Raw genomic sequence first — 23554 nt, forward strand, 5'->3', positions numbered from 1 at the left:
TACAAGGGGGCGCGGTGGATCATCACGACACCATACAGCTTGAAGCCTTTGAACTGACGCTCGACGATATCGCCGGTGCCGATATTGAAAAGCTGCATGCTCTGTCGGTCGGCGTCGGCTGGCCGCACCGTCCCAAGGACTGGCAGATGCTTCTGGATAACGGCAACGGTGTGGTCGCCGTGGATTCCATCGGTCGTCTCGCAGGCTCGGCCATGTGGTTCGATTTCGGCGCTAGTTTTTCCACGATCGGCATGGTCATCACCCCGCCCCGGCTTCAGGCCAGAGGTGCGGGAAGCTGGATGATGCTGCATGTGATGCAGCAGGCGGGGAAGCGGCAATTCGGGCTGAACGCCACGCGTGCGGCCAAGCGTCTCTATCAGTCTATGGGTTTTGCAATCGAAAAAACCGTGTTTCAGTGTCAGGGGGAGGCGACGCCGGTTTCCGCTCCACCGCTCTCGGGCGGGGCCACGCTGCGTGCACTGACATCAGGCGATGTCGCGGCAATCCTTGCACTCGATGCGAAGGCTTTTGGTGCCAGTCGTGAGACGCTTTTCAACTCGCTGCTGCCGGTTTCCAAAGGTGTGGTGTTGGTGCGTGGCCAGCGCATCGAAGCCTTCTCGCTCTGTCGCCGTTTCGGGCGTGGCGCATTGATCGGCCCGGTAGTGGCGCTCAATGAAGCCGATGCCATCGCCGTCACCCACCCGCATGTGGTGGATCATGCCGGGCAGTTTCTGCGGCTCGATACGCGAGAGGAAAGCGGCGCTTTCCCGCAATATCTCGCACGCTCCGGCATTGCCGTCTTCGATACGGTGACCACCATGTCCCTGGGTGGACGCTGGATGCGGGAGAGCGAAGACGCGCAGGGCCTTGAGCCGAAGACCTGGGCGCTTGCCAGCCAGGCGTTTGGGTAAGCGGGTATGAAACGGAAAAAGGCTGCATCCGCTAGAGGGAATGCAGCCTTCTAAATTGTTGAAATATCAGTCTTTCCAAATGGATACGGCCTGCGGTTCCAGCACCTTGTTGCCAAGCGCCATTGTTAAACCTTCCGGTACAGTCCAGTCCTCAGTGCCATAGTTGAACGCAAAGGTGAGGTTGCCGCGACGGCGGATGCGGATGGTGTCCGGCAAGGCTATGGTCTTGAGACCCGCCTTTTTAGCCGCCAGTGCCAGCACGTTGGACAGCAGCGTCTCATCCGCCCAGCAGGCGAGATAGAGCATATTGCCGCTCTCCGTCAGGGCTGGATCGCCATTGGCAAAGCGGGCGACGACATTGGAGGATGTCTGGACGGTTTCGCGCCAACGGACGGCCGCGCCGGAGACGTCTCCAGACACGGCGTCGTATAGGCCGGGGCGCAGAGTGGACACCTGAATGACACGGTTGCCCGTGCGCTCACCCAACGGTCCCGGCGGCAGGTTCTTCGGGATGACGAAGTTGCGGTCGCGTGAGCCGGTGCGCGCGCCGATAAGGATCTGGCCAGTCGCTTTGGCAAGAGCCGCTTGCGTCGCCTCATCGACTTCCGTCATGCAGGGCACCACGACAAGAGGATAGCCTTCGAGGGAATCGCCTGGACGCACGAAATCGATATTCAGACCAAGGCGGCGTAGGCTCTCGTACCAGCGGAAGCAGAGTTCCTCGTAACGGAAATCCTTGCCCTGTGGCTGGATATTCGTCGTCCAATAGCTCTGATAGTCGAACACAAGCGCAACCTGCGCCTTGCCACTTTCCGGCAAGTCACCGAATGCCGCTAGCTCCTTACCAACCCGCTGCGCTTCCAACCCACCGGGGGAAAGCTCGTCCAGGCCGGACATGTTGAGACCGGCATGCATCTGTTCCTGCGCAAAGGGAGCCTGACGCCAGCGGAAGTAGCTGACGACTTCGGCGCCGTGGGCCAGCGCTTCCCATGTCCACAAACGTACCATGCCGGGCTTCGGCACCGGGTTCCACGGTGCCCAGTTGACCGGGCCGGGTTGCTGTTCCATGACCCAGAAACGACCTTTGCCGACACCGCGATAAAGGTCGTGGTGGTAAGGCGCGATATCGGGATGCGAGGTTTCGGCCCAGCGATTGCGCTCTTCTTCCGTGAACGGAAATTTCTCGACAAAGCCGATCGGGTAGCTGTCCCAGGATGCGAGATCGAGATTATCGCCGACCTTGAAGTGGTCGAAATCCGAAACGAAGCCCATGAAATTATGGGTGATCCAGCGACCGGGCGAATGCTTGCGAATGATGTCGCACTGCATCTTGTCATAGGCGGCGACCTGATCGGACTGGAAGCGCCAGAAATCGAGGCGCGTCGCCGGGTTGGGTTCCGTCACCGTCAGGTTCGGCAGCGAAACATCATCGAAACTCTTCAGCTCCATCGACCAGAAAACCGAGCCCCAGGCTTCGTTCAACTGATCCGGCGACTGGTAGCGCAGGCGCAGCCATTGCTTGAACTGCTTCAGGTCTTCAGGGCCCCAGGACGCGGTGGTGTCGTGGCAGCCATATTCGTTGTCCGTCTGCCAGCCAACCAAGCCGGGATGCTCGCCATAACGCTTGGCGATGATCTCGACGATGCGCGCGCTTTCGCGCCACCATGTTTGCGAGGAAAACGTATAGTGGCGGCGCGAGCCGAAGCCGCGAACCTTGCCGTCTTCGCCATAGGGCAGGATGTCAGGATGCTCATCCACCAGCCATTTCGGGGGCGTGGCGGTGGGCGTTCCCAGCACAACCTTCAGGCCTGCGGCATGCAGCACATCCATGGCGCGGTCCAGCCATTCGAAATGGAAGTTGTCGCGGGATGATTCCAGCCGCGACCATGCGAATTCGCCGATGCGCACAAAGGAGATGCCGAGTTCTCGCATGCGGCGTGCGTCTTCAGCCCAGCGGCTTTCGTCCCAGTGTTCGGGATAGTAACATACACCCAGCATTATCGCGTCAAATCCCCGTTGATGATGGCACGGCCTTGCCCGTCGAACACGTGGCAGGCCCTAGCATTGATGCCGAGTTTCAGTGTGTCGCCCGGTTTGGCACTGGCCAGACCATCGGCCTTCACCGATATTTCCGAACCATCGGCCAACTCGACAAAGAACAGCGTTTCTGAGCCGAGATACTCTGCGAGCTTCACGGTGCCTTCGAGAACGACATCACCCTCACCAGTCGCGCTGATATGCTCTGGGCGAATGCCGATGGACGCGTCCGTGAGTGCGGAACCGTCTGGACCATCAAGAGCAAGCGTCACGTGTCCGGGCAGCGTCACAATAATTTTGCCACTCTCGCTCTTTGCCGGGACTTTCAGCACATTCATTTTCGGCGAACCGATGAAGCCTGCCACGAAGAGGTTGGCGGGACGGTGATAGAGTTCCAGCGGCGTGCCAACTTGCTCGATCTTGCCCGCAGAGAGAACCACGATTTTGTCGGCCATGGTCATGGCTTCCACCTGATCGTGGGTCACGTAGATCATCGTCGCCTTCAGGTCCTGATGCAGCTTGGAAAGTTCGCCGCGCATCTGCACACGCAAGGCGGCATCGAGGTTGGATAGTGGTTCATCAAACAGGAAGACTTCCGGGTTGCGAACGATGGCGCGACCGATGGCGACACGCTGGCGCTGACCACCGGAAAGCTGGCCCGGCTTGCGTTGCAGCAGCGGCTCAAGCTGCAACAGTTTGGCTGCATGGGCTGTGCGCTCGGCGATCATATCCTTGGAATGGCCGGTCATGCGCAGCCCGAAGCCGATGTTCTCAGCCACGGTCATGTGTGGATAGAGCGCGTAGGACTGGAACACCATGGCGACGCCCCGCTCGGATGGGCCGATCTTGGTCATGTCCTGCCCGCCGATGGACAGCGCGCCGGAGGTGATCTGCTCGAGACCGGCAATCATCCGCAGCAACGTTGATTTTCCGCAGCCGGAGGGGCCGACGAAGACGCAGAACTCGCCGTCTTTCACGTCGAGATCGACGCCTTTGATGACGCTGAGTGCGCCAAACTCTTTCTTGACGTTGCGCAGGCTTACGTCAGCCATTGGTCTTGCCTCCCTTGACAGGTTCCAGTTCGAGGAGCAGCGCGCTTTCCGGTTTCAGCATCGGCAATGGCAAGCCTGCAAGGCCCACGCTTGAAAGCTCGAAGCTGATGTTTCCGGAGAGCAGCTTTTTCTGGCCCTCTGAGATGCGAATGAACTCCGGCTTGGCCGGAAGCGTGTTGGTGATGGTCCACGTGCCGCCCAGCTTGGTCACGCTGGCTGGCAGCTTGAGTGGTGACGGTTGCTCTCCCACCATCTGCGGTCCTTGCGCCACGATCACGACGATCTTTTCCGCCGTGGCTGCGCCCCAGACATAGCGGCCATCGACAGGCTCCATGCGGAAATTGGCGCCCAGCGCATGCAGAACGCTCCGCAAGCGCTTGTAGGTCGCGATGTAGAGCTTGAGCTCGTCGTTCTCGTCCGCCGTCAGTTCCAGCGGGCTTAGCTCGACGCCGAGATGATAGGCCATCGCCACCAGCGCCCGGAAGGCTAACGTGTGGCGGCGGCCCGTCTGGTGGTTGGGGGAGGCGGAAATATGGCTGCCGAGAATTTCCGGCGGCACGAACAGTGATGCGCCGCGCTGAATTTCCAGCCGTTCCAGTGCGTCCGTGCAATCCGATGTCCAGACGCGGTGAGTGCGGGCCAGAACGCCAAAATCGATACGCCCGCCGCCAGAGGCGCAGCTTTCGATTTCGACAGTAGGATGCGCGGCCCGCACGCGGTCCATCAGCGCATAGACGGCGCGCGTCTGGGCAGAAGTCTTCACCCTGCCGTCACGCCCGCCCGCATGGGTCAGGTCTCGGTTCATGTCCCACTTGATGTAGGAGATGGAATGGTTGGCAAGAACTGCGTCGATCTTGGAAAAGAGATAGTCGGAAACCTCTTTCCGCGTAAGATCGAGCACGAGTTGCGTGCGCGACTGCAGCAGCGGGCGACCATCGATCTGCAAGGCCCAATCCGGGTGCTTCTGGTAAAGCTCCGACACCGGATTGATCATTTCAGGCTCGAACCAGATGCCGAACTGCATACCGAGACCGGTCGCGTGGTCCACGAGCGGTTTCAAACCCTCGGGGTATTTACGGGCGTCGATATCCCAGTCACCAAGGCTGGTGGTGTCGTCATCGCGCTTGCCGAACCAGCCATCATCCAGCACGAAACGTTCGATGCCGATCTTTGCCGCAGCCGTTGCCTGCGCCTTCAGAGAGTCCATCTTGTGGTCGAAATAATTGCCTTCCCAGGTGTTGAGCGTCACCGGGCGGGGAGACATTTTACCATCAGGCCAATCCAAAAGCTCGCCACGCACGAAGGCATGAAATGCTTCAGTATCCGGTCCCGCATAGGCAACGGGGCTCTGATAGGTTTCGCCGGATGCGAGAATGACTTCACCCGGTTCGAACAATTCACCCATATGGATTAGCCGCTGGCCGTCATCGGTGCGGTCGATGGCGACGTGGTGGTTGCCGCTCCAGCCGAGGGTGACGCCGAAACGCTGTCCGGCGGTCTCGATGAAGACCATCGGAAAGCGATCATGCGACGTGCGCCCACGACGGCTTTCTTGAGACCAGATGCCGTTGCCGAGCGTCTCTTTACGGGTCTGGAACTCACGTCCCCACATGCCGGTGAAGCTGGTCAGTTCCGTTTCGCCCGCCGGTGACGCAAAGGTGGCCGCCATACAGCGGTCCAGCTGGTAGTCGGTGTCTGCGCGGTTGGTCAGCGCGGTGGACATGGAGATCAGGCCGGACACATGCTCGGTCAGGGTGATAGCGATATCGATCTTTGTAACGGTATCGTGGCCGCGCAGCATCGTTGTGTTCGCATTACTTTCCACCGTCCACGAACCGAACTGCAATGTGAAATCGCGTCCCTGGCGGTGGCCGGTGATGGCTGGCCAGCCGAAGAAGCCCATGCCTCCGGTTGGCAGCAGAACCGATGAGGGGACGGCGACGTCCATGCCGTTAATGCGGCTAGAGCGTTCGATATCGAACAGGGTGCCGGGTGCCGTTGCGGCTGTTGCAAAAGACAGGATTTCCGGCATGCCGAGTTCGGGCAGGCGAAGGTTGAGCGTAAAGCTTCCTTGGCCGATTGTGATGATAAGGCTCATCCCTTGGTCGCTCCCAGTGTCAGTCCGGCAATGAAGTGCTTTTGCATGATGAAGAACATGGCGACAGGTGGCAGCGCAGCCACCAGCGAGCCTGCGGAAACCAGATGCCAGGCGGCGACCCATTGTCCGTTTAGTGAATAGAGACCGGCGGTGACCGGCATGGCATGCTGTCCCTGCACCAGAACGGTGGCCCAGAAGTAGTCATTCCAGACGAAGGTGAAGACGAGGACTGACAGGGCAGCGATGGCTGGGCGCATCAGCGGCAGCACGATGTGGCGGAAAATCTTCCATTCCGAAACGCCTTCGACACGGGCGGATTCGATCAGCGCAAAGGGCAAGCCCTTGATGAAGTTACGCATGAACAGCGTGCAGAACCCGGTCTGGAAGGCGACATGGAACAGTACGAGGCCCATGGTCGTGTCATAGAGCCCGGCCCGCAGTGTCATGTCACGAACCGGCACCATCAGAATCTGGAACGGGATGAAATTGCCAGCCACGAACATGAAAAACAGCAGCAGGTTGGCCTTGAACTTGTAGACCGCCAACGCAAAGCCGGTGAGGCATGACAGCGCGACCGCGCCGATCACAGTCGGGATCGTGACCTTAAACGAGTTGAGGATATAAAGGCCAATAGGCGAATCCCGGAACACAGCCGTGTAGTTCTCAACGCCCGCAAAGCCTGAGGGAATGCCGAAGTAATTGCCGGCGGCAAAGTCGCCTGCGGGTCTGACGGAGGTGATCGCCACGCCGATCAATGGCAGCAGCCAGAGAATAAGCGCAATCGGCAGTATGATTTTATAGCCCCAACGAATGAAGGGTGAGGCTGTCTGAATGGGTGCGGGGAACATCAGGAATTCCTTTCCTGGCTCAGCATGCGCACGATGAAGAGCGTGATGAAGATCATCATGATGAGGAAGAGGACGACGGCGATGGCTGCGCCATAGCCCATGCGGAAACCATATTCCGAAAGCGCCTGCTCATACATGAAGTAGGAAAGCACAGAGCTTGAACCGTATGGGCCGCCAGCCGTCATGACCGAGACGAGATCGAAGGAGCGCAGCGAGCCGATGACGGTGACGACCATGGCGATGAAGGTTGCGGGTGCCAGTTGCGGCAGAATGATGTTCCACAACAGCTTGAAACCCTTGGCGCCATCCATGCGCGCTGCTTCCACCTGCTCGGGATTGATGTTGTTGAGGCCGGTCAGATAGAGGATCATGCAATAGGCCGTCTGTGGCCACAGTCCCGCGACGATGATGCCGTAGGTCACGTAGTTTTCGTCGGCGAGGATGGCGATCTGCTGGCCAGTCAGCCATTCCAGCAGTTTGGAAAACAGCCCGAAATCCGGTGCATAGAACCACGTGAACATCAGGCCGACGACGACCTGGCTGATGACGAAGGGGAAAAAGAACAGCGATTTGTAGAGCCGAATACCGCGCACATTCTGGTTGAGAAACAGCGCGACCGCTAGGCCCGCCGGAATGGACAGGAGATACAGCACCAGCCAGATGATGTTGTTTTTCAGCGAGACATAGAAGGTATCGTCCTGAAGCAGTTCGGCATAATTGCCAAAACCGATCCAGTTCATCTCGCCCATTCCGTCCCAGTCGTGAAAACTGATCCAGATCGACTCGAAGATGGGCACCAGAACATAGATGACGAACATCAGCAGGCCCGGGGCGAGAAACAGCCAGGGTGCTAGCTTTTGCTGATTGCGCTTCCAGAAACTGGGCGATGGTGAAACGGCGTTGCTCACGGCGGCACCTTTTGAAAATATATATAAAATAGCAGCCGGGTGCTTCGGCGATGCCGCTTACGGCACCCGGCGCTGGGAGGAGCGGGACTTATTTGTAGACGCGGGCGCGGATCTTTTCGAGGCGCGCAAGAATGGCGTCGATCTTGTCCGGCTTGACCATGAACTCTTGGAAGCCTTCCATACCGGCCTTGGCCATTTCCGCCTGCGCATCGCGATCATAGAACTGCGCGATGGCCGTTGCCTTGGACAGCATGTCGAAGCCAGCCTCAAGGAACGGGTCGGTCGGCTTGTCCGCCTTGTTGTTGACCGGCAGCTGCCCCATCGTCGCGTTCATTTTCGTCTGCGCTTCAGGAGACGCAACATAGGCGAGGAATTTCTTCGCATCGTCCTTGTTCTTCGCACCCTTTGGGATGTGGAAGGTATCGGTCGGCGCTTCCTCAGCAACAGGAATGCCAGCGGTGATTTCCGGGAAGGGCAGGAAACCGATCTGCTCTTCTTTCAGTCCGCCATTCTTGAAGGTCGCAACCGCAAAGTTGCCCATCAGATACATGGCGGCCTTGCCCTGCACGAGCTGTGGCACGGCATCCTGCCAATCGATAGCGGCATGGTTTTCGATGAAGTAACCCGGCTTGACCAGCTCGGCCCACTTCTCGAACACGGCTTTCACGCGCGGGTCGGTGTATGGAATCTTGCCGGATGTCAGCTGCATGTGGAAATCATAGCCGTTGACGCGCAGGTCGAGATAATCGAACCAGCCAGCGGCTGGCCATTGCGCCTTTGTGCCGATAGTGAACGGCGTTATGCCTGCATCCTTCAGCTTCTTGGAGGCTGCAACCAGCTCGGCCCAGGTCTTGGGCGGCGTGATGCTCTGCTGCGCGAAGATGTCTTTGCGATAGTAAATGCCCCACTGATAGTAGGTGTAGGGAACGCCCCACTTCTTGCCGTCGATGGTCATGGAAGGCGAGGCGGATTTCAACTGATCTTCAAGACCGTTGGCCGTCCACACGTCCGTCACATCTTCGAAGAGACCAGCCTTGACGAAAGGCTCCATGCGGTTGCCCGCATACCAGGCAACGACATCAGGCGCATCGGCTGTCAGGAAGTTGCGGATGGCGGACTTGTAGCCCTCGTGGTCGAAGTTGTTCCACTTGACCTTCACATCCGGGTTGGCTTTCTGGAAATCTGCAATCAGCTCTTCCATGGCCTTCTTCGGTACGGGGTCCGAGTGGTCGGAATTGATGGTGATCTCGCCAGCAAATGCAGACGAAAACAGCGCTGCCGACAAGGCAATTCCGCTGAGGCTTTTAAAAAGGGTCATGTTTTCCTCCCTATGACCGTGACACGTCGCCGTGGAGACTGTGAACCATACGCACGCCCTCCCAAGCCAAATCCAAGTTCGGCTTGAACATCTGACCGAAACCCGCAATAAGCTACCGAAATTCCGGATAGTTTCTCTAGGATTCTAAGATTATGGTGTCCATACAGCTTACTCAGCGTGATGAATCCGTGCCGGTACATCCAGAGCACGATCCGCGACATCCGCTGGTTGTCTTCGGCGACCATCGCTTTTGTGCTGGCGAAGCGTCGTTGGTGCAGGTCATGGCCGGGCCACACATGCACAGTCAAGTCGAGCTGAATTTCGTGCTGGAGGGGCAGATGACCTACTGGTTCGACGGGCGTGAACTTTCCATCGACAAGGGGCGGCTGTGCCTGTTCTGGGGGATGATCCCGCATCAGGTGATCGCGCGTGCAGAGGGCACATCCTTCATCTGCCTCTACATTCCCATGTCATTCTTTCTCGGCCTTGCGAGCCTCACCCATTTTCGGGACGCCGTGTTTCGCGGCGCGATGATCGAGGCGCTGGAACTGCGCTCCTACGACCACGAAATCTTTCAGCGCTGGCGCGATGAGTTGCGCTCGGGTGACGAGGGTCTCATCGAGATCGTGCGCAACGAGTTGAGCGCGCGCGTGCTTCGTATCGAGCGCGATGGCTGGCGCGATCTGCGCGAAGAAGGCTCGGCCATTGCAAGCCTCGGCGCCAATGACAGCGAGCGCATGGAGCATGTGGAGCGCATGCTGCGCTACATCGCCGAAAATGCGCTGAGCGAGATTTCGTCGGAAGATGTCGGCAGGGATGCGGGGCTTCACCCGAATTATGCGATGTCCGTGTTCAAGCGCGCCGTCGGCATGACCATCAATCAGGCCATCATCCGTCACCGTCTCGACACGGCGCAGTCGTTGCTGATCGCAACCGACATACCCATCACCGATGTGGCCTTCGAATCCGGATTTGGTTCGGTCTCCCGCTTCTATCAGGCGTTTTCTGAACGATTTGCCATGCGGCCGAAGCAATATCGTGCGCGCATGCGCAGCAATGCGTGATGTCCTGAACCGTGATCATCGATCACGGTTCGAGTAAGACATTTATCGCCGCTGCAGGACGGCAAAGCCTCGAGTGCCCGCGACCGTGACGGCGTCGATGGCACCATCGAAATCCAATTCCTGACCCGTCAAGACATTGACATAGCGGCTCTGCGCCAAGGCGGGTGGCAGATCGATATGTGCTGCTTTGAGGAGTGGTCTCCCTTCGGCAATCGCTGTCATTGCAAACCGAGGAACAATGACGATGACGGCGTCGTCGCTGGTGGTTCTCGCATAGGCAACCAGATGAGCCGCGCTCTCGCCCGTCACATCGAGCGGCAGGTAGTCACCCGCGCGGAACAGGTCGGATCTCTGTTTGCGCAGGTCCAGCAGCAGTTTGATGAGATGTTGTTTCAGCTTCGGGTCCGTCTGCTCCCGTTTCTCGTCCAGATGGCCTGGGAGTGCCGACAATTGCGCCGCCAATGCTTCGAAATCCGGCTCGCGACGATTGTCGGGATCGACGAGGCTGAGATCGAAATCTTCACAGCCCTGATAGATATCCGGGACGCCGGGTGCGGTCAGCTTTATGATCGTCTGCGCAAGGCTGTTTGAAGCGCCTGCCTTTATGAAAGGCTGAAGCGTTTGCGTGAAATCGCTGAGGAAGGCCTCGTTATCAGGCGATAGAAGCTTGCGGGCATAAGTCAGCACCGCATTTTCATAGACCTCATTGCTGTCGCCCCAATTCGTGCGCAACTTGGCCTCGCGCAGTGCCTTTTCGACATAGGGAATGAAGCGCTCCTCCAGCGCTTTCAGGCCTTGGGTATCTGTTGGTGCCAGCTTGTGCGGCCAGACGCCAGCCAGTGCCTGATAAAGCATCCACTCGATCAGCGGCTCTGGCGCAACGCCATCGGCGATTGTCTCACGAAAATCAACATTCTGAGCCTGCCAGCGTTCGACGCATTCGTTCCAAAGGTCCGGCACTTCGGTAATCGCGTAAAGCCTTGCTCGGGCATCCTCGCCCCGTTTGGTGTCGTGGGTGGAGGTGGTCGACAGCGCATCGGCCTGCGTCTCCAGCCTGTGTTTCATCTCAGTATGGAAGCGCTCGACGGAATAGCTGCGCGACAGCGGCTCAGCCCCCACTTCGTTGAGAGCGAGCACGAGGTTCTGTCTGTAAAACAATGTATCTTCAACGGATTTCGCCATCAGCGGTCCCGTCAATTGCTGGAAGCGGGTTCTGAATTCCGATGCCTTGACGTTTTGATCCGTTGTCTCGCCGTTGAGGATGCTTTGCAGTTTGTGGAGCGCATCGAGATCGGGGGCATGGTCGCTCGCGGCTATGCCATCCACGACCCGTGCCAGCACCCTCTGGCTTTCCACCGGCATGCCTTGGGTGGTGCCGTAAGTCCGATAGACCGGGAATGACACGACGAGTTCACGCAGTGCTGGCCGCACATCGTCTTCGCTCAGATGCCCCACCTCGCCATCTGCGGCGATGATGTCCATGCTCAGGCGAAGCAGTGTCGAAAACTCTCCAGCAAAATTCTTGTCTGCCATCAGAAGTTTTGCCGAGCGAAGCTCCTTGCGCACATCCAGCGACTGACCGATCGTATCTTCATAGGCGTTGCGCAGGGCAGCCAGCTTGGCATCGTCAACGAAGACATTGCTGAGGGCGGCGATGAATTCATAACCCGTCGTTCCAGACACCGGCCACTCCGGTGGCAGCGTTTCGCCTTCGCCGAGGATCTTCTCGACGGTCAGATAGCAGTCTGGACCGGCATCTCTGCGCAGGCGCTCGAGATATTCATTTGGGTCCGCAAGACCGTCGACGTGGTCCACCCGCAGGCCATCGACATCGCCGTTGCGGACCAATTCGAAAATCAGGCGATGCGTATCCTCATAGACAACAGCATCTTCGACGCGCATACCCGCCAGACCGGTGACTTCGAAGAACCGTCTATATGACAGCTCGCTGCTGGCATCGCGCCAGTTCATCAGCCGGTAGGATTGCTTGTCATGCAGTTCGGCAATCAAGGCCTTGTCGGCGGTACCGACGATCTCAGCTTCTCGCCCGGCATAGGATGAAGGCGTCAGAGGATAGTGGGTTTCGTAACAGCGCAGCGCGGGCTTACCCGTCTCAGGATCAAGCGCAATCGAGATGTCGCCTTCACTCACCACATCATCGAAATCCTGTCCAAGGACGGGCAGCGTCATGCGCCTGCTCCAGTCGATGTCGAAGTGGTGCGCGTAGGCGCTCTGTTCGCCGTGCTCGATCACATCGCGCCACCAGGGATTTTCCAGGGATGCAGCCATATGGTTCGGCACGATATCCAGGATGAGGCCAATCTTTTCGCTCTTCAGCGCTTTCACCAAACGGTCGAACCCGTCTCGTCCACCAATGGCCGGATCGATCTCGTTGGCATTGGTAACGTCATAACCATGCGTCGAACCGCTCGTGGCCGTAAAAATCGGCGAGGCATAGAAATGGCTGATGCCGAGTTGCTTGAGGTAGGGCACGAGCGCTACCGCTCGATCAAAGGTCATGCCGTTGCGGAATTGAATGCGATAGGTGGCTGTCGGGATGGTCATGCGGGGCTTCCAGTGGGACTACACCCGAAACCTGATGGCGCCGATCTGGTTCCACCTGTCACGAATGAAAAACGCTCCGGTGAACACTGGTGTTGCCGGTGGTGGTGATGCACTGACATATGTCAGGTGTGAAACCTTTTTCCCGCGGGCAAGTTAGATCGATATTCTCAGCTCCATTACAGGCGTCAGATTTTTGTCAGATAATTTCGATTTCGGACCTCGCATTCTCAACAACGCAACTCTCTTTCGCATTTGGGCCCCGCTGCAAGACAGCATGATATTGAAGCTGGAAACGGGCGAACAGCACGCGATGCAGGCCATGGAGGGCGGATGGCACCATTGTGAGTTGGCCAATGTCAGTTCGGGTGTCCTGTATCGTTTTCAGCAGCCGGATGGCCTTGTCGTGCCGGACCCGGCATCGCGCTTTCAGCCGCAGGACGTTCACGGCCCCAGCGAAGTCGTCGATCTCTCATCTTACGACTGGAAAACACCGGAGTGGACCGGTCGCCCTTGGGAAGAGATGGTCATTTACGAGTTGCATCTGGGTACCTTCACGCCGGAAGGCACGTATCTGGCCGCGATCGATAAGCTCGACCACTTACAGAAACTCGGTGTCACCGCGATCCAGCTGATGCCGCTCAGCGATTTTCCCGGCCGGTACGGTTGGGGTTATGACGGTGTCATGCCCTACGCGCCGGACAGCAGCTATGGACGCCCGGAAGAGCTGATGGCGCTGGTGGATGCGGCGCATGCCCGCGGCATCTGCGTGTTTCTGGATGTTGTCTACAATCACTTTGGTCCCGATGGCAATTATATGCCGAACTACGCGCCGCTGTTTACCGATCACCATATGACGCCATGGGGCAAGGGCATCAATTATGATGACAAGGGTGGCAAGCCGGTGCGCGAGTTCGTCATTCAAAACGCGATCTACTGGATCACCCAATTCAGGCTGGATGGCCTGCGGCTCGACGCTGTTCACGCGATCAAGGACGACAGCGATGAGCACGTGCTGCACGAGCTTTCCAGACGTGTTCGGCAGGCGGCGGGGTCTCGCCGTGTCCACCTCGTGGTTGAGAACGAAGACAATAACAGCGATTTGCTGGGACGCTTGGAAGACGGCAGTGCCAAGCATTTCACCGCGCAGTGGAACGACGATATTCACCACGTGCTGCACATCGCGGCAACCGGAGAAACCTTCGGCTATTATCAGGACTATGTCGAAGACGAAGACAATCTCGCGCGCGCTTTGGCCGAGGGGTTCGTGTTCCAGGGCCAGCACATGCCCTATCGCGGTGAAGAGCGCGGCAAATCGACCCGAGACTTGCCGCCAACGGCCTTCATCTCGTTTACCCAAAACCACGATCAGGTCGGAAATCGGGCAAATGGCGACAGGATGTCGTCTTACACGCCGCCCGAGCCGCTCAAAGCCATTGCGGCAGTCTGCTTGCTGGCCCCACAGATTCCCATGCTCTTCATGGGCGAGGAGTGGGGTGCAAAAGAGCCGTTTCCGTTTTTCTGCGAATTCGACGACGCGTTGAACGAAAAGGTTCGCAAGGGCAGGCGCGAAGAACTCTCCCGTCTGCCGGGCTTTGACGGAGACACGGTTTCCGATCCCGTCGCCTATGAAACCTTCGCATCTGCGAAACTGGATTGGTCAAAGGCCGACACTGTAGATGGCGCAGAGATGCAAGCATTTTATCGGTCGTTGACCGACATCCGGCACCAGTACATTGTCCCCTTGTTGAAGGCGCAAAACCTCGGACCCGGTTCGTTTCAAATGAAGGGTGGGGTCGTCACCGCCACGTGGAGGCTCGCAGATGGCGCGCTGCTTCGTCTCGATGCCAATTTATCCGGCAAACCGGCAACGGCTGACACCATGCCGGACGGTGACAGGATTTTCACATTGGGCGAGACAGAAACCGCTAAATTCGGTCCTTGGTCGGTCATCTGGAGCCTGCGCAGCCGACACTGATCGGCTAGGCCAAGGCTTCATTGCGGCTTTCAGCGTCGATCAACCAGACGCTGAAGGCTGCCAGCAGCAGCAGGCCGGAAATGACGCCAAGCGCCAGCCCGAAACTGGACGCCATGACAGGCGCGACGATAGACGGCGCCAGAAGTCCGCCGAAACGGGCGACAGACCCCGCCGTGCCCATGCCGCTTGCACGCAGGCTGGTTGGGTAAATCTCAGGCGTGAACGCATAGATCGCGCCCCATGTGCCGAGCAGCGCAAAGCTCATCATCAACGACGCAGCAACCACGATTTCGACCGTTTGGCCCAGGCCATAGGCCAGAGTGCATGCGGCACTCAAGAGCAGAAAGCCGATCAATGTCGGCCTGCGGCCCCATCGTTCGACACCATAAGCCGCCAGCGCGTAGCCGGGCAATTGCGCGATGGCCAAGATGACCAGAAACGACTGGCCGCGCATGAAGACGAAGCCATCGCTTGCCAGTTTGACCGGAAGATAGACGAAGACGCCGTAATAGGAGATCGAGATCAACATCCATGCCAGCATCAGGAAAGTGGTGCGACGTCGCAATTCGGGTGACAGAAGTGAAGCGATGGACTTGCGCTCGGGGCTTTGCGGCAAGAGCGGCGGTATCTCGTCAGATGCGCCGTTCGTTTTGGCTATACGCCGCAACACGTCTCTTGCCTCTTCTGAACGGCCTTGTCGGTTGAGATAGAGTGGCGATTCAGGCACATAGAAGCGCAGAGCAATGCCGATAAGTGCTGGCAATCCGGTGACGAAAAAGATCGTCCGCCACGCTTCGCCGCCCTGACTACCGGCGACCAGTGCCAGAACAGCAAGCGCAACCGTGCCGACAGCCCAGAAGCCCTCGAGCAGAACCAGCCAGCGTCCGCGCCGGTCCGAAGGCAGAAATTCCGCCATCATCGCGTAATCGACGGGCAGAGTTCCGCCTACACCCACGCCAGTCAGAAACCGAGCGACGTAGAGCCAGTGAAGGTCAGGCGCGAAAGCGGAGGCCACGCCGAACACGGCGTCGAGAATGATGGCTGCGAAGAGAACCGGTCGCCTGCCGATGCGATCGGCCAGGCGCCCGAAGACGAAAGCGCCGATCAGCATGCCCAGAAAGAAGATCGTTCCGGTCTGAAGCGCTTCCGGCACCGTGATGCCGAAGCTTTTGGCGATGGATGGCGCGCTAAAGCCGATGGCCAGAACCTGCATCGCATCGGCTGCCCAGACGAGGCCGAAAATGACGAAGAGCCGACGCTGGAACGTGCCCACGCCCGCCATCTTCACGCCCTGTTCAATCGAAATGGGAGATTGCACGTGTGCTACTCATCTTGTTTCGAGGATCAATCTTGACCGAATATTGGAGGCGCCGAACGTGACCTGTCGCTTGGCCTCTGTCCAGTCCTTTTCATTGCTCGCGAAACGAAAAAAGCCCCAAGGCGACATCGTCTTGGGGCTTCCTTGTCATGAAGGCGAGATCACACGGCTTCGTCCATCTTGTAGTCGGTGTTCGCAGGCTCTTCCTTGTGCTGGATGAGCGGGCGGTTGCCCGACAGCTTGCGCACGAGCACATAGAACACCGGCGTCATGAAGATGCCGAAGATCGTGACGCCGATCATGCCGGAGAACACCGCAACACCCATGGCTGCGCGCATTTCTGCACCTGCGCCGGTGGAGATGACCAGCGGCACCACACCCATGATGAAGGCCAGTGATGTCATCAGGATCGGACGCAGACGAAGACGGCTTGCTTCGATGGCTGCGGCAACGGGCGTTCGTCCCTCGAACTCCAACTCTCTGGCAAATTCCACGATCAGGATCGCGTTTTTCGCCGAGAGACCGACAAGGACGATGAGGCCGATCTGGGTGAAGATGTTGTTGTCACCCCCCGTCAACCAGACGCCGGTCATGGCCGCAAGTACACCCATCGGCACGATCATGATGATGGCAAGCGGAAGCGTGAGACTTTCATATTGCGCAGCCAGCACCAGATAGACCAGCAGCAAGGCCAGCGGGAAGACGAGGAAGCCTGAGCTTCCAGCCAGGATCTGCTGATAGGTCAAATCTGTCCACTCGTAAGCGATGCCGGATGGCAGCGTTTCGGCAGCAATGCGTTCTATGGCGGCCTGTGCCTCTCCGGATGAGAAGCCCGGAGCCGGACCGCCATTGATATCGGCGGCCAGGAAGCCGTTGTAACGTGTGGTGCGTTCCGGTCCTGTCGTGGCATCTACTTTCAGCAGTGCTGAGAGTGGTATCATCTGGCCGTTGGCGGAGCGCACCTTCAACTGACCGATATCGTCTGCTTGCGAACGGAACTTCGCGTCTGCCTGCACCCGCACACTATAGGTGCGGCCAAAGGCATTGAAGTCGTTGACGTAGAGAGAGCCGAGATAGATCTGCAACGTCTCGAACACATCGGTGACGGAAACACCGAGCTGTTCAGCCTTGGCGCGATCCAGATCGGCATAGAGCTGTGGCACGTTGATCTGGAAGCTTGAGAACAGGCCCGCCAGTTCAGGCGTCTGATAGGCTTTCGCCAGGAAGGCCTTGGTCACCTCGTCAAGTTGTTGATAGCCAAAGCCAGCGCGGTCCTCAATCTGCATCTTGAAGCCGCCCGTGGTGCCGAGACCGTTGACCGGTGGGGGCGGGAACATGGCGATGAAAGCGTCCTGAACGGCACCGAATTTCTGGTTGAGCGCCATGGCAATGGCACCGCCAGAGAGTTCGGGTGTCGTGCGCTCCTCGAATGGGCTGAGCGCCACGAAGACCACACCGGCATTGGAGCTGTTGGTAAAGCCGTTAATGGAGAGCCCCGGAAATGCAATCGCATGCTCGACGCCCGGTTGCTTCATGGCGATATCGCTCATGCGCTTGATGACGTCTTCCGTGCGGTCGAGGCTGGCGGCATCCGGCAACTGCGCAAAGCCGATCAGATACTGCTTATCCTGTGCGGGCACGAAACCACCCGGTACGGAATTGAACATGCCATAGGTCGCACCTGCGAGAACCACATAGACGATCATGACTATGCTCTTGCGGTTCAGCAATCCGCCGACGCTTTTGCCATAACCGTTCGAGGCTGCACCAAAAGCGCGGTTGAAGCCACGGAAGAAGCCGCCAAACGCCTTGTCCATACCGCGCGTCAGCCAATCCTTCGGCGCGTCGTGGCCTTTCAGCAGCAGTGCTGCCAAGGCTGGCGACAATGTCAGCGAGTTGATGGCCGAAATGACCGTCGAGATTGCAATTGTCAGCGCGAACTGGCGGTAGAACTGGCCAGATAGTCCAGAGATGAAGGCGAGCGGGACGAACACGGCGACCAACACAAGCGCGATGGCGATGATAGGGCCTGACACTTCCTTCATAGCGCGGTAGGTTGCGTCACGTGGAGACAATCCGTTCTCGATGTTGCGCTCGACGTTTTCCACCACCACGATGGCGTCATCCACGACGATACCGATGGCCAGCACCAGCCCGAACAGGCTGAGTGCGTTGATCGAGAAGCCGAAGACATACATCATTGCGAATGTACCGATGATCGATACCGGCACGGCAATTAGCGGAATGATCGAAGCGCGCCATGTCTGCAGGAACAGGATGACGACGATGACCACAAGCGCGATGGCTTCCAGAAGCGTATCGATGACCTTGTCGATGGAGGCACGCACGAACTGCGTGGTGTCATAGACGATCTCGTATTTCACGCCCTGCGGCATCGCCTTTTGCAGGTCCTGCATGGTGGCCGACACCTGGTCGGAAATGGTGATGGCGTTTGAGCCGGGGGCCTGGAAGACCGGAATGGCAACGGCAGACTCACCGTCCAGCAATGAGCGCAGCGCGTAATCCGCAGCACCGAGCTCGACGCGAGCAACATCCCGCAGGCGCGTGATTTCGCCATTCGAACCACTCTTGACGATGATGTTGCCGAATTCCTCAGGTGTTGAGAGGCGGCCCTGCGCATTGACGTTGAGCTGAAGATCGACGCCCGTTAGGCTTGGCGAGGCGCCGATGGTGCCGGCTGCGGCCTGCACGTTCTGTTCGCGAATGGCATTGCTGATATCGCTGGCGGCCAGATTGTGTTCGGCGGCTTTCTGTGGATCGATCCAGACGCGCATGGAGTAATCGCCAGCGCCGAAGATCTGCACCTGTCCCACACCTTCGATGCGCGCCAGACGGTCCTTGATGTTCAGGACCGCGTAGTTGCGCAGATAGGTCAGGTCGTATTGGTTGCCGGGCGAAACCAGATGCACGACCATCATCAGGTCGGGCGAGCTTTTGACGGTGGAAACGCCAAGGCTTCTGACTTCCGCTGGCAAGCGCGGCTCGGCCTGCGAGACACGGTTCTGAACCAGCTGCTGGGCCTTGTCCGGGTCCGTGCCCAGCTTGAACGTCACCGTCAGCGTCATGACGCCGTCCGATGTCGCCTGACTGGACATATAGAGCATGTCTTCGACGCCGTTGATCTGCTCTTCCAGCGGTGTCGCTACCGTTTCGGCGATAACCTTCGGATTGGCGCCGGGATAGGTGGCGCGCACGACGATGGATGGTGGCACGACATCAGGATATTCGGAAATCGGCAAGGCGCGCATGCCGATGAGGCCTGCCACCACGATAAGGACCGATAGCACGCCAGCAAAGACTGGCCGGTCCACAAAAAATCTGGAGATGTTCATGAGGTAAGCCCTCTCCGGGTGAATTTTGAATGCGAGAGACCATTCCGGTGGCATTGGCCACCGGCAGGTCGTGTCATCCCGTTCTGATCAATGGGTCGGCGGGCCTTGGAGATGGTCCGCCGGAATGTTTACTGCGAGGTCGCAACCTTGTCTTCGGTCTGCGGGGCGACGATGGCGCCGGGGCGGATGCGCTGAAGGCCGTTGACGACGATCTTGTCTCCTGCGGTCAGACCGCTTTCGACCACGCGCAGACCATCCGCAGAGGGGCCGGGCTTGATCTGCCGATAGTTGACCTTGTTTTCGCCGTCCACGACGAAGACGAATTTCTTGTCTTGATCTGTGCCGATGGCGCGATCGGTGATGACGATGCGGTTTTCAGACTTCGGCTCACCCATGCGAACCCGCACGAACTGGCCGGGAATCAAATGCCCATCCGTATTGGCGAACACGGCCCGCACCCCAATCGTGCCGCTTGCGCTATCGACCTGATTGTCGATGAGATGCAAGGTGCCTTTGATCGGCGTGCCTTCATCGGCCAGCGTACCGACTTCGACGGGGATTTGCTCCAGAGCCTGAAGCGCGCCGTCCGAGACGGGAAGCTGCGACAAAGCCTTTGCGACCATCTCTTCGCTGGCGTTGAAGCTGGCATAGATTGGATCTACCGAAACCAGTGTTGTCAGCGCAGGTGATGTGGAGCCTGCGGCAACGAGGTTGCCAACGGTGATTTCCAGCTTGCCGACGCGGCCGGAGACCGGAGCCCGAAGTTCGGTGTAGCTGAGGTCGAGTTGAGCAGTCGTCAGCGCTGCGCGTGCTGCCCGTGCCTGTGCTTCGGCATCTGCCAGATTGCTCTGCCGCTGGTCGAAATCGCTTTGCGAAATCGTGCGGTTGTCAGACATTCTGCGGCCACGCTCGAGTTCGGTTCTGGCAAGGCTCACCTTGGCTTCGGCAGAGGCGACCTGTGCTTCCGCACCGGCAACTGTGGCCTGATACGGTGCCGGATCGATGGTGAACAGGGCGTCACCCGCTTTCACAAGTGCACCTTCCCGGAAGTGAACCGCCTGAATCTGGCCTGCGACACGGGAACGAATCTGAACTCGCTCGACCGCTTCCAGACGGCCTGAGAACTGTTCCCAGTGGGTAATGTCGCGGCTTTCGACGGTCGCGACAGTCACCGGAACAGCCGGTGTTTCCGCAGGAGCGGATGCCGCCACGGCGCCGGTGGTCATGGGAAGGTCGAGTAGAAATGCCGCCGCTGCGACGGACACGGCAAGGCCGATGCCGGCACCCGCAAGGGCACGGCGCTTGTTCTTGAGCGTCATGGGTATCTCCTTGGCCCACAGGGAGCCGGTCAGTTATGTCGAAAAATGCTACTGCTTCAGGTCTTGAACGAAATCCGAACACTCGGTGCAAACAGCCGAAAGCCATTTGCCACCTTCACCGCGATAAAGCCCTGTCCAGCCGGAACCGGCAGGGAATACATGCTGCCGAACGTGTACCCCCGCTTCGCTCAAACGACCGGCATAATTCACGGTCTCGTCGCGCAGAGGATCGTCCTCGGCTGTAAATATCAGCGCCGGTGCCACGCGGTTCAGCCGCGTACACTGGCAGGGTGCGGCATAGGGGTGGGCAAACCCACAGGCCTTTGCCAGATAATGGCTCCAACCTTCCGCCCAGCGCTGTCGCATTCCAATCTTGTCGGCGTCACGAAAGGACGTGGACGCCATCAACGGGTCGATCATCGGCGAGAGCAGAATCTGCCCCGCCAATTTTCCGGGCATCCGGTCCCGCGCCTTCAGCGCCAAACCCGCCGCCACGTTGCCGCCTGCCTCCTCACCCGCCACAAACAACAGCGATTTTGCGCTGCCATAATGCTTGCGGCTGTTGCTGAGGCAATCCAAAGCCTCGAACGCACAGTCGATCACCGCCGGAAACTCGTTGCGAGACGAGGTGCTGTAATCCGCCTCGATCACGACGGCACCCTTGTCCGCCAATGCCCTTGCAACCGGCAATTCCTTGCATTGGCCGCCTTGCTCAAGAAACGAACCACCACGCAGATACAGAACCAAAGGTGGAGTGCGATTTTCACCTTCGCCTTTGTAGACACGGACCAACAGAGGTGGCTGCGTTGTGCCGCTGCTCTCCATCGTATGCCATTGCGTGTTCATTGCGCTTCCTCAGCAGGTCTTAAAAAAGAACCTGCTCTTGCAGTCATGTCTAAAGCAGATATGATTGTTCGAGAGAAATTGCGCAAGCATGCAAAAATGAAAACACTATTCCAAAATCACGGATAATCGGCTCGAAGGTGTCATTATGGATCAGCTGTCGGCAATGCGCGTCTTCGCGCGGGTGGTGGAGACGGGAAACTTTACCCGGGCGGCCAGCGCGTTGGACATGCCAAAAACCACTGTTACCAATATGGTGCAGGGGCTGGAGGCACATCTGCGCACCACGCTGCTGAACCGCACCACGCGCCGGGTGATGGTCACGACCGATGGTGCGCTGTACTATGAGCGTGCCATCCAGATCATCGCCGAAGTCGATGAGCTGGATGCGAGCCTTTCCAATGCCAACGTCCAACCGTCGGGTCGGCTTCGCGTCGAGATGGCGGGGGCATTTGCGGATAACATCATCATACCCAATCTGTGTGACTTTCACGAACGTTTCCCACTCATCCGCCTCGATATCGGTGTGGGGGACCGCTTGGTGGACTACATCGCGGAAAACGTGGATTGCGCCTTGCGGGTCGGAACGCCGCGCGACCAGTCGCTCATTGCCCGCAAGGTCTCAGAGCTCGATTTCGTGACCTTTGCCGCGCCAAGCTACATCGAACGCTTCGGCATGCCGCAGCAGCCCGAGGACCTTGAGGTTGACCACTATAGTGTCGGCTATCTGAACGCGACCACCGGGCACATCATGACCTTTGCCTTTGATAACGGCACCAGATCGGTTGAGGTCAACCCTCGATACATCGTCTCGGCCAATGATAGCCGCACCTACCAGAACGCGGTTCTGGCCGGAATGGGCGTCGGCCAACTCGCCCCGTTCACGATCCGGGAGGAATTGGCCAAAGGCCAACTTGTGCGCATTCTGCCCGAGTGGAACCACGAGCCCATGCCGATCTATATCGTCTATCCGCAAACGCGACACGTCACCAACAAGGTTCGCGTCTTCGTGGATTGGCTGGCGAAGCTTCTGAACAGAAGCGCGTTGGGAGCGTCTTGATGTGTCTCATCGCATTACGACGCGAAGCCATTGGCTTTTCTAAACAATCTGTTGACCAGTCTTTCCGGCATGAAGCGGCGGACTGAGCGCGCCTGAGCGGATTGTTTGCCAGCGGAATAGCGAAGCTTCGGCTTGTCAGCAGTTGCTGCCGTCACCACCGCATCGGCAACGACCTTGGGATCATCGCCTTTTTCGATCCAACTGCGCATCATCGTTTCGCTGCGCTGCCGCTCGGCCTCGTAAACGGGCAGGGGCTGGTCGATCCGGGTCAGGTTTTCTTCAAAGGCAGTGCGCGTCACGCCAGGCTCTACCAGCAAAACGCGGATGCCGAACACGCGCACTTCGTGATCCAGTGATTCCGAATAACCTTCGATGGCATGTTTGGTGGAGGCGTAGAATGCGTTGTAAGGCGCGGGGATGAGGCCCAGGATGGAGCTCATATTGATGATACGCCCGCTTTTTTGCTTGCGCATGGTTGGCAACACGGCGTTGACGACGCGCACGACGCCAAAGACGTTGACGTCAAAAAGCCGCTTGGCCTGGGAAACGGACGATTCTTCCGCACCCCCTAAAAGGCCTATCCCCGCATTGTTGACGACGAGGTCTATACGGCCGGTTTGAGCCAGAATGTCATCGACAGCGGCCTGAACGGAGACATCGTCCGTGACATCACACACCAGCATGGTGACACCGTGCGACGGCGGCGATGGCTTCCGGCTTGTTCCGAACACGCGATATCCGGCCTTGGCCAGTTCCTGCGCGGTCACCAGACCGATGCCGGATGATGCGCCGGTGACGAGTGCGACGCGGCCATTTGTTGTGCTCATAGCATTTGCTTTCTCAAGGATGTGGATCATCAACTGAAAGCGTGTTACTATCATTTTG

At 58.5% G+C, this 23554-nt stretch carries 16 protein-coding genes; 4 read left to right on the top strand and 12 right to left on the bottom strand.

Annotated elements, in window-relative coordinates; genetic code table 11:
- Positions 1-14: 14 nt before the first annotated feature.
- The gene (locus RRU01S_RS07420) at positions 15-911 is read left to right on the top strand and encodes a GNAT family N-acetyltransferase (RefSeq protein ID WP_244446073.1); all 897 of its coding nucleotides are present in this window, start codon (positions 15-17) and stop codon (positions 909-911) included.
- 66 nt (positions 912-977) lie between these two features.
- Here the strand turns inward: RRU01S_RS07420 and RRU01S_RS07425 are convergent, their stop codons facing one another.
- The 6 genes from RRU01S_RS07425 to RRU01S_RS07450 all read right to left on the bottom strand — a co-directional run bounded on the left by RRU01S_RS07425 (position 978) and on the right by RRU01S_RS07450 (position 9172).
- Entirely contained in the window at positions 978-2909 is a 1932-nt protein-coding gene (locus tag RRU01S_RS07425; protein WP_045229550.1) for a beta-galactosidase, read from the bottom strand.
- On the bottom strand, positions 2909-4000 hold the full coding sequence (locus tag RRU01S_RS07430; protein WP_045229551.1) for an ABC transporter ATP-binding protein: 1092 nt from the start codon (positions 3998-4000) through the stop codon (positions 2909-2911). The genes RRU01S_RS07425 and RRU01S_RS07430 overlap by 1 nt, the downstream gene beginning before the upstream one ends.
- Entirely contained in the window at positions 3993-6098 is a 2106-nt protein-coding gene (locus RRU01S_RS07435) for an alpha-galactosidase (RefSeq protein WP_045229552.1), read from the bottom strand. Before RRU01S_RS07435 ends, RRU01S_RS07430 begins: the two co-directional genes overlap by 8 nt.
- A complete protein-coding gene (locus RRU01S_RS07440) occupies positions 6095-6946 on the bottom strand; it encodes a carbohydrate ABC transporter permease (RefSeq protein WP_045229553.1) in 852 nt (283 codons plus the stop codon). The genes RRU01S_RS07435 and RRU01S_RS07440 overlap by 4 nt, the downstream gene beginning before the upstream one ends.
- Positions 6946-7854: a carbohydrate ABC transporter permease gene (locus RRU01S_RS07445; protein WP_045229554.1), complete on the bottom strand. Its 909-nt coding sequence runs from the start codon at positions 7852-7854 to the stop codon at positions 6946-6948. The genes RRU01S_RS07440 and RRU01S_RS07445 overlap by 1 nt, the downstream gene beginning before the upstream one ends.
- A gap of 88 nt (positions 7855-7942) precedes the next feature.
- Entirely contained in the window at positions 7943-9172 is a 1230-nt protein-coding gene (locus tag RRU01S_RS07450; protein WP_045229555.1) for an ABC transporter substrate-binding protein, read from the bottom strand.
- A 152-nt stretch (positions 9173-9324) separates the two neighbouring features.
- Between RRU01S_RS07450 and RRU01S_RS07455 the strand changes: the two genes are divergently transcribed.
- Positions 9325-10236, top strand: coding sequence for a helix-turn-helix domain-containing protein (locus RRU01S_RS07455; RefSeq protein WP_045229556.1), 912 nt, complete (start codon positions 9325-9327; stop codon positions 10234-10236).
- Positions 10237-10278: 42 nt separating this feature from the next.
- Here the strand turns inward: RRU01S_RS07455 and treY are convergent, their stop codons facing one another.
- Positions 10279-12801: a malto-oligosyltrehalose synthase gene (gene treY / locus RRU01S_RS07460; RefSeq protein WP_045229557.1), complete on the bottom strand. Its 2523-nt coding sequence runs from the start codon at positions 12799-12801 to the stop codon at positions 10279-10281.
- A gap of 193 nt (positions 12802-12994) precedes the next feature.
- On the opposite strand from treY, the gene treZ reads away from it, so the two are divergent.
- Positions 12995-14776 carry a malto-oligosyltrehalose trehalohydrolase gene (gene treZ / locus RRU01S_RS07465; RefSeq protein ID WP_045229558.1) on the top strand — a complete coding sequence of 594 codons (1782 nt, stop codon included), beginning with the start codon at positions 12995-12997 and terminating at the stop codon, positions 14774-14776.
- Between the two features lie 4 nt (positions 14777-14780).
- On the opposite strand, the gene RRU01S_RS07470 is transcribed toward treZ, so the two are convergent.
- The 4 genes from RRU01S_RS07470 to RRU01S_RS07485 all read right to left on the bottom strand — a co-directional run bounded on the left by RRU01S_RS07470 (position 14781) and on the right by RRU01S_RS07485 (position 21612).
- Positions 14781-16094 carry an MFS transporter gene (locus tag RRU01S_RS07470; RefSeq protein ID WP_244446074.1) on the bottom strand — a complete coding sequence of 438 codons (1314 nt, stop codon included), beginning with the start codon at positions 16092-16094 and terminating at the stop codon, positions 14781-14783.
- 161 nt (positions 16095-16255) lie between these two features.
- Positions 16256-19447, bottom strand: coding sequence for an efflux RND transporter permease subunit (locus RRU01S_RS07475; RefSeq protein ID WP_045229560.1), 3192 nt, complete (start codon positions 19445-19447; stop codon positions 16256-16258).
- Positions 19448-19575: 128 nt separating this feature from the next.
- Positions 19576-20766: an efflux RND transporter periplasmic adaptor subunit gene (locus RRU01S_RS07480; RefSeq protein WP_045229561.1), complete on the bottom strand. Its 1191-nt coding sequence runs from the start codon at positions 20764-20766 to the stop codon at positions 19576-19578.
- A gap of 48 nt (positions 20767-20814) precedes the next feature.
- Entirely contained in the window at positions 20815-21612 is a 798-nt protein-coding gene (locus RRU01S_RS07485; RefSeq protein ID WP_045229562.1) for an alpha/beta hydrolase fold domain-containing protein, read from the bottom strand.
- Positions 21613-21757: 145 nt separating this feature from the next.
- Here RRU01S_RS07485 and RRU01S_RS07490 point away from each other — a divergent pair, with 145 nt between their 5' ends.
- The gene (locus RRU01S_RS07490; protein ID WP_045229563.1) at positions 21758-22669 is read left to right on the top strand and encodes a LysR family transcriptional regulator; all 912 of its coding nucleotides are present in this window, start codon (positions 21758-21760) and stop codon (positions 22667-22669) included.
- Positions 22670-22683: 14 nt separating this feature from the next.
- Here RRU01S_RS07490 and RRU01S_RS07495 read toward each other — a convergent pair whose 3' ends face one another.
- Positions 22684-23496 carry an oxidoreductase gene (locus RRU01S_RS07495; protein WP_045229689.1) on the bottom strand — a complete coding sequence of 271 codons (813 nt, stop codon included), beginning with the start codon at positions 23494-23496 and terminating at the stop codon, positions 22684-22686.
- Between the last annotated feature and the right edge of the window lie 58 nt (positions 23497-23554).

The organism is Agrobacterium rubi TR3 = NBRC 13261, assembly GCF_000739935.1.
Classification (GTDB): domain Bacteria; phylum Pseudomonadota; class Alphaproteobacteria; order Rhizobiales; family Rhizobiaceae; genus Agrobacterium; species Agrobacterium rubi.

Coding starts and splice junctions, on each gene's coding strand:
- RRU01S_RS07425 (WP_045229550.1), bottom strand. CDS start 2,909: ATGCTGGGTGTATGTTACTATCCCGAACACTGGGACGAAAGCCGCTGG.
- RRU01S_RS07480 (WP_045229561.1), bottom strand. CDS start 20,766: ATGACGCTCAAGAACAAGCGCCGTGCCCTTGCGGGTGCCGGCATCGGC.
- RRU01S_RS07495 (WP_045229689.1), bottom strand. CDS start 23,496: ATGAGCACAACAAATGGCCGCGTCGCACTCGTCACCGGCGCATCATCC.
- RRU01S_RS07435 (WP_045229552.1), bottom strand. CDS start 6,098: ATGAGCCTTATCATCACAATCGGCCAAGGAAGCTTTACGCTCAACCTT.
- RRU01S_RS07440 (WP_045229553.1), bottom strand. CDS start 6,946: ATGTTCCCCGCACCCATTCAGACAGCCTCACCCTTCATTCGTTGGGGC.
- treY (WP_045229557.1), bottom strand. CDS start 12,801: ATGACCATCCCGACAGCCACCTATCGCATTCAATTCCGCAACGGCATG.
- RRU01S_RS07430 (WP_045229551.1), bottom strand. CDS start 4,000: ATGGCTGACGTAAGCCTGCGCAACGTCAAGAAAGAGTTTGGCGCACTC.
- RRU01S_RS07490 (WP_045229563.1), top strand. CDS start 21,758: ATGGATCAGCTGTCGGCAATGCGCGTCTTCGCGCGGGTGGTGGAGACG.
- RRU01S_RS07485 (WP_045229562.1), bottom strand. CDS start 21,612: ATGAACACGCAATGGCATACGATGGAGAGCAGCGGCACAACGCAGCCA.
- RRU01S_RS07475 (WP_045229560.1), bottom strand. CDS start 19,447: ATGAACATCTCCAGATTTTTTGTGGACCGGCCAGTCTTTGCTGGCGTG.
- RRU01S_RS07450 (WP_045229555.1), bottom strand. CDS start 9,172: ATGACCCTTTTTAAAAGCCTCAGCGGAATTGCCTTGTCGGCAGCGCTG.
- RRU01S_RS07455 (WP_045229556.1), top strand. CDS start 9,325: ATGGTGTCCATACAGCTTACTCAGCGTGATGAATCCGTGCCGGTACAT.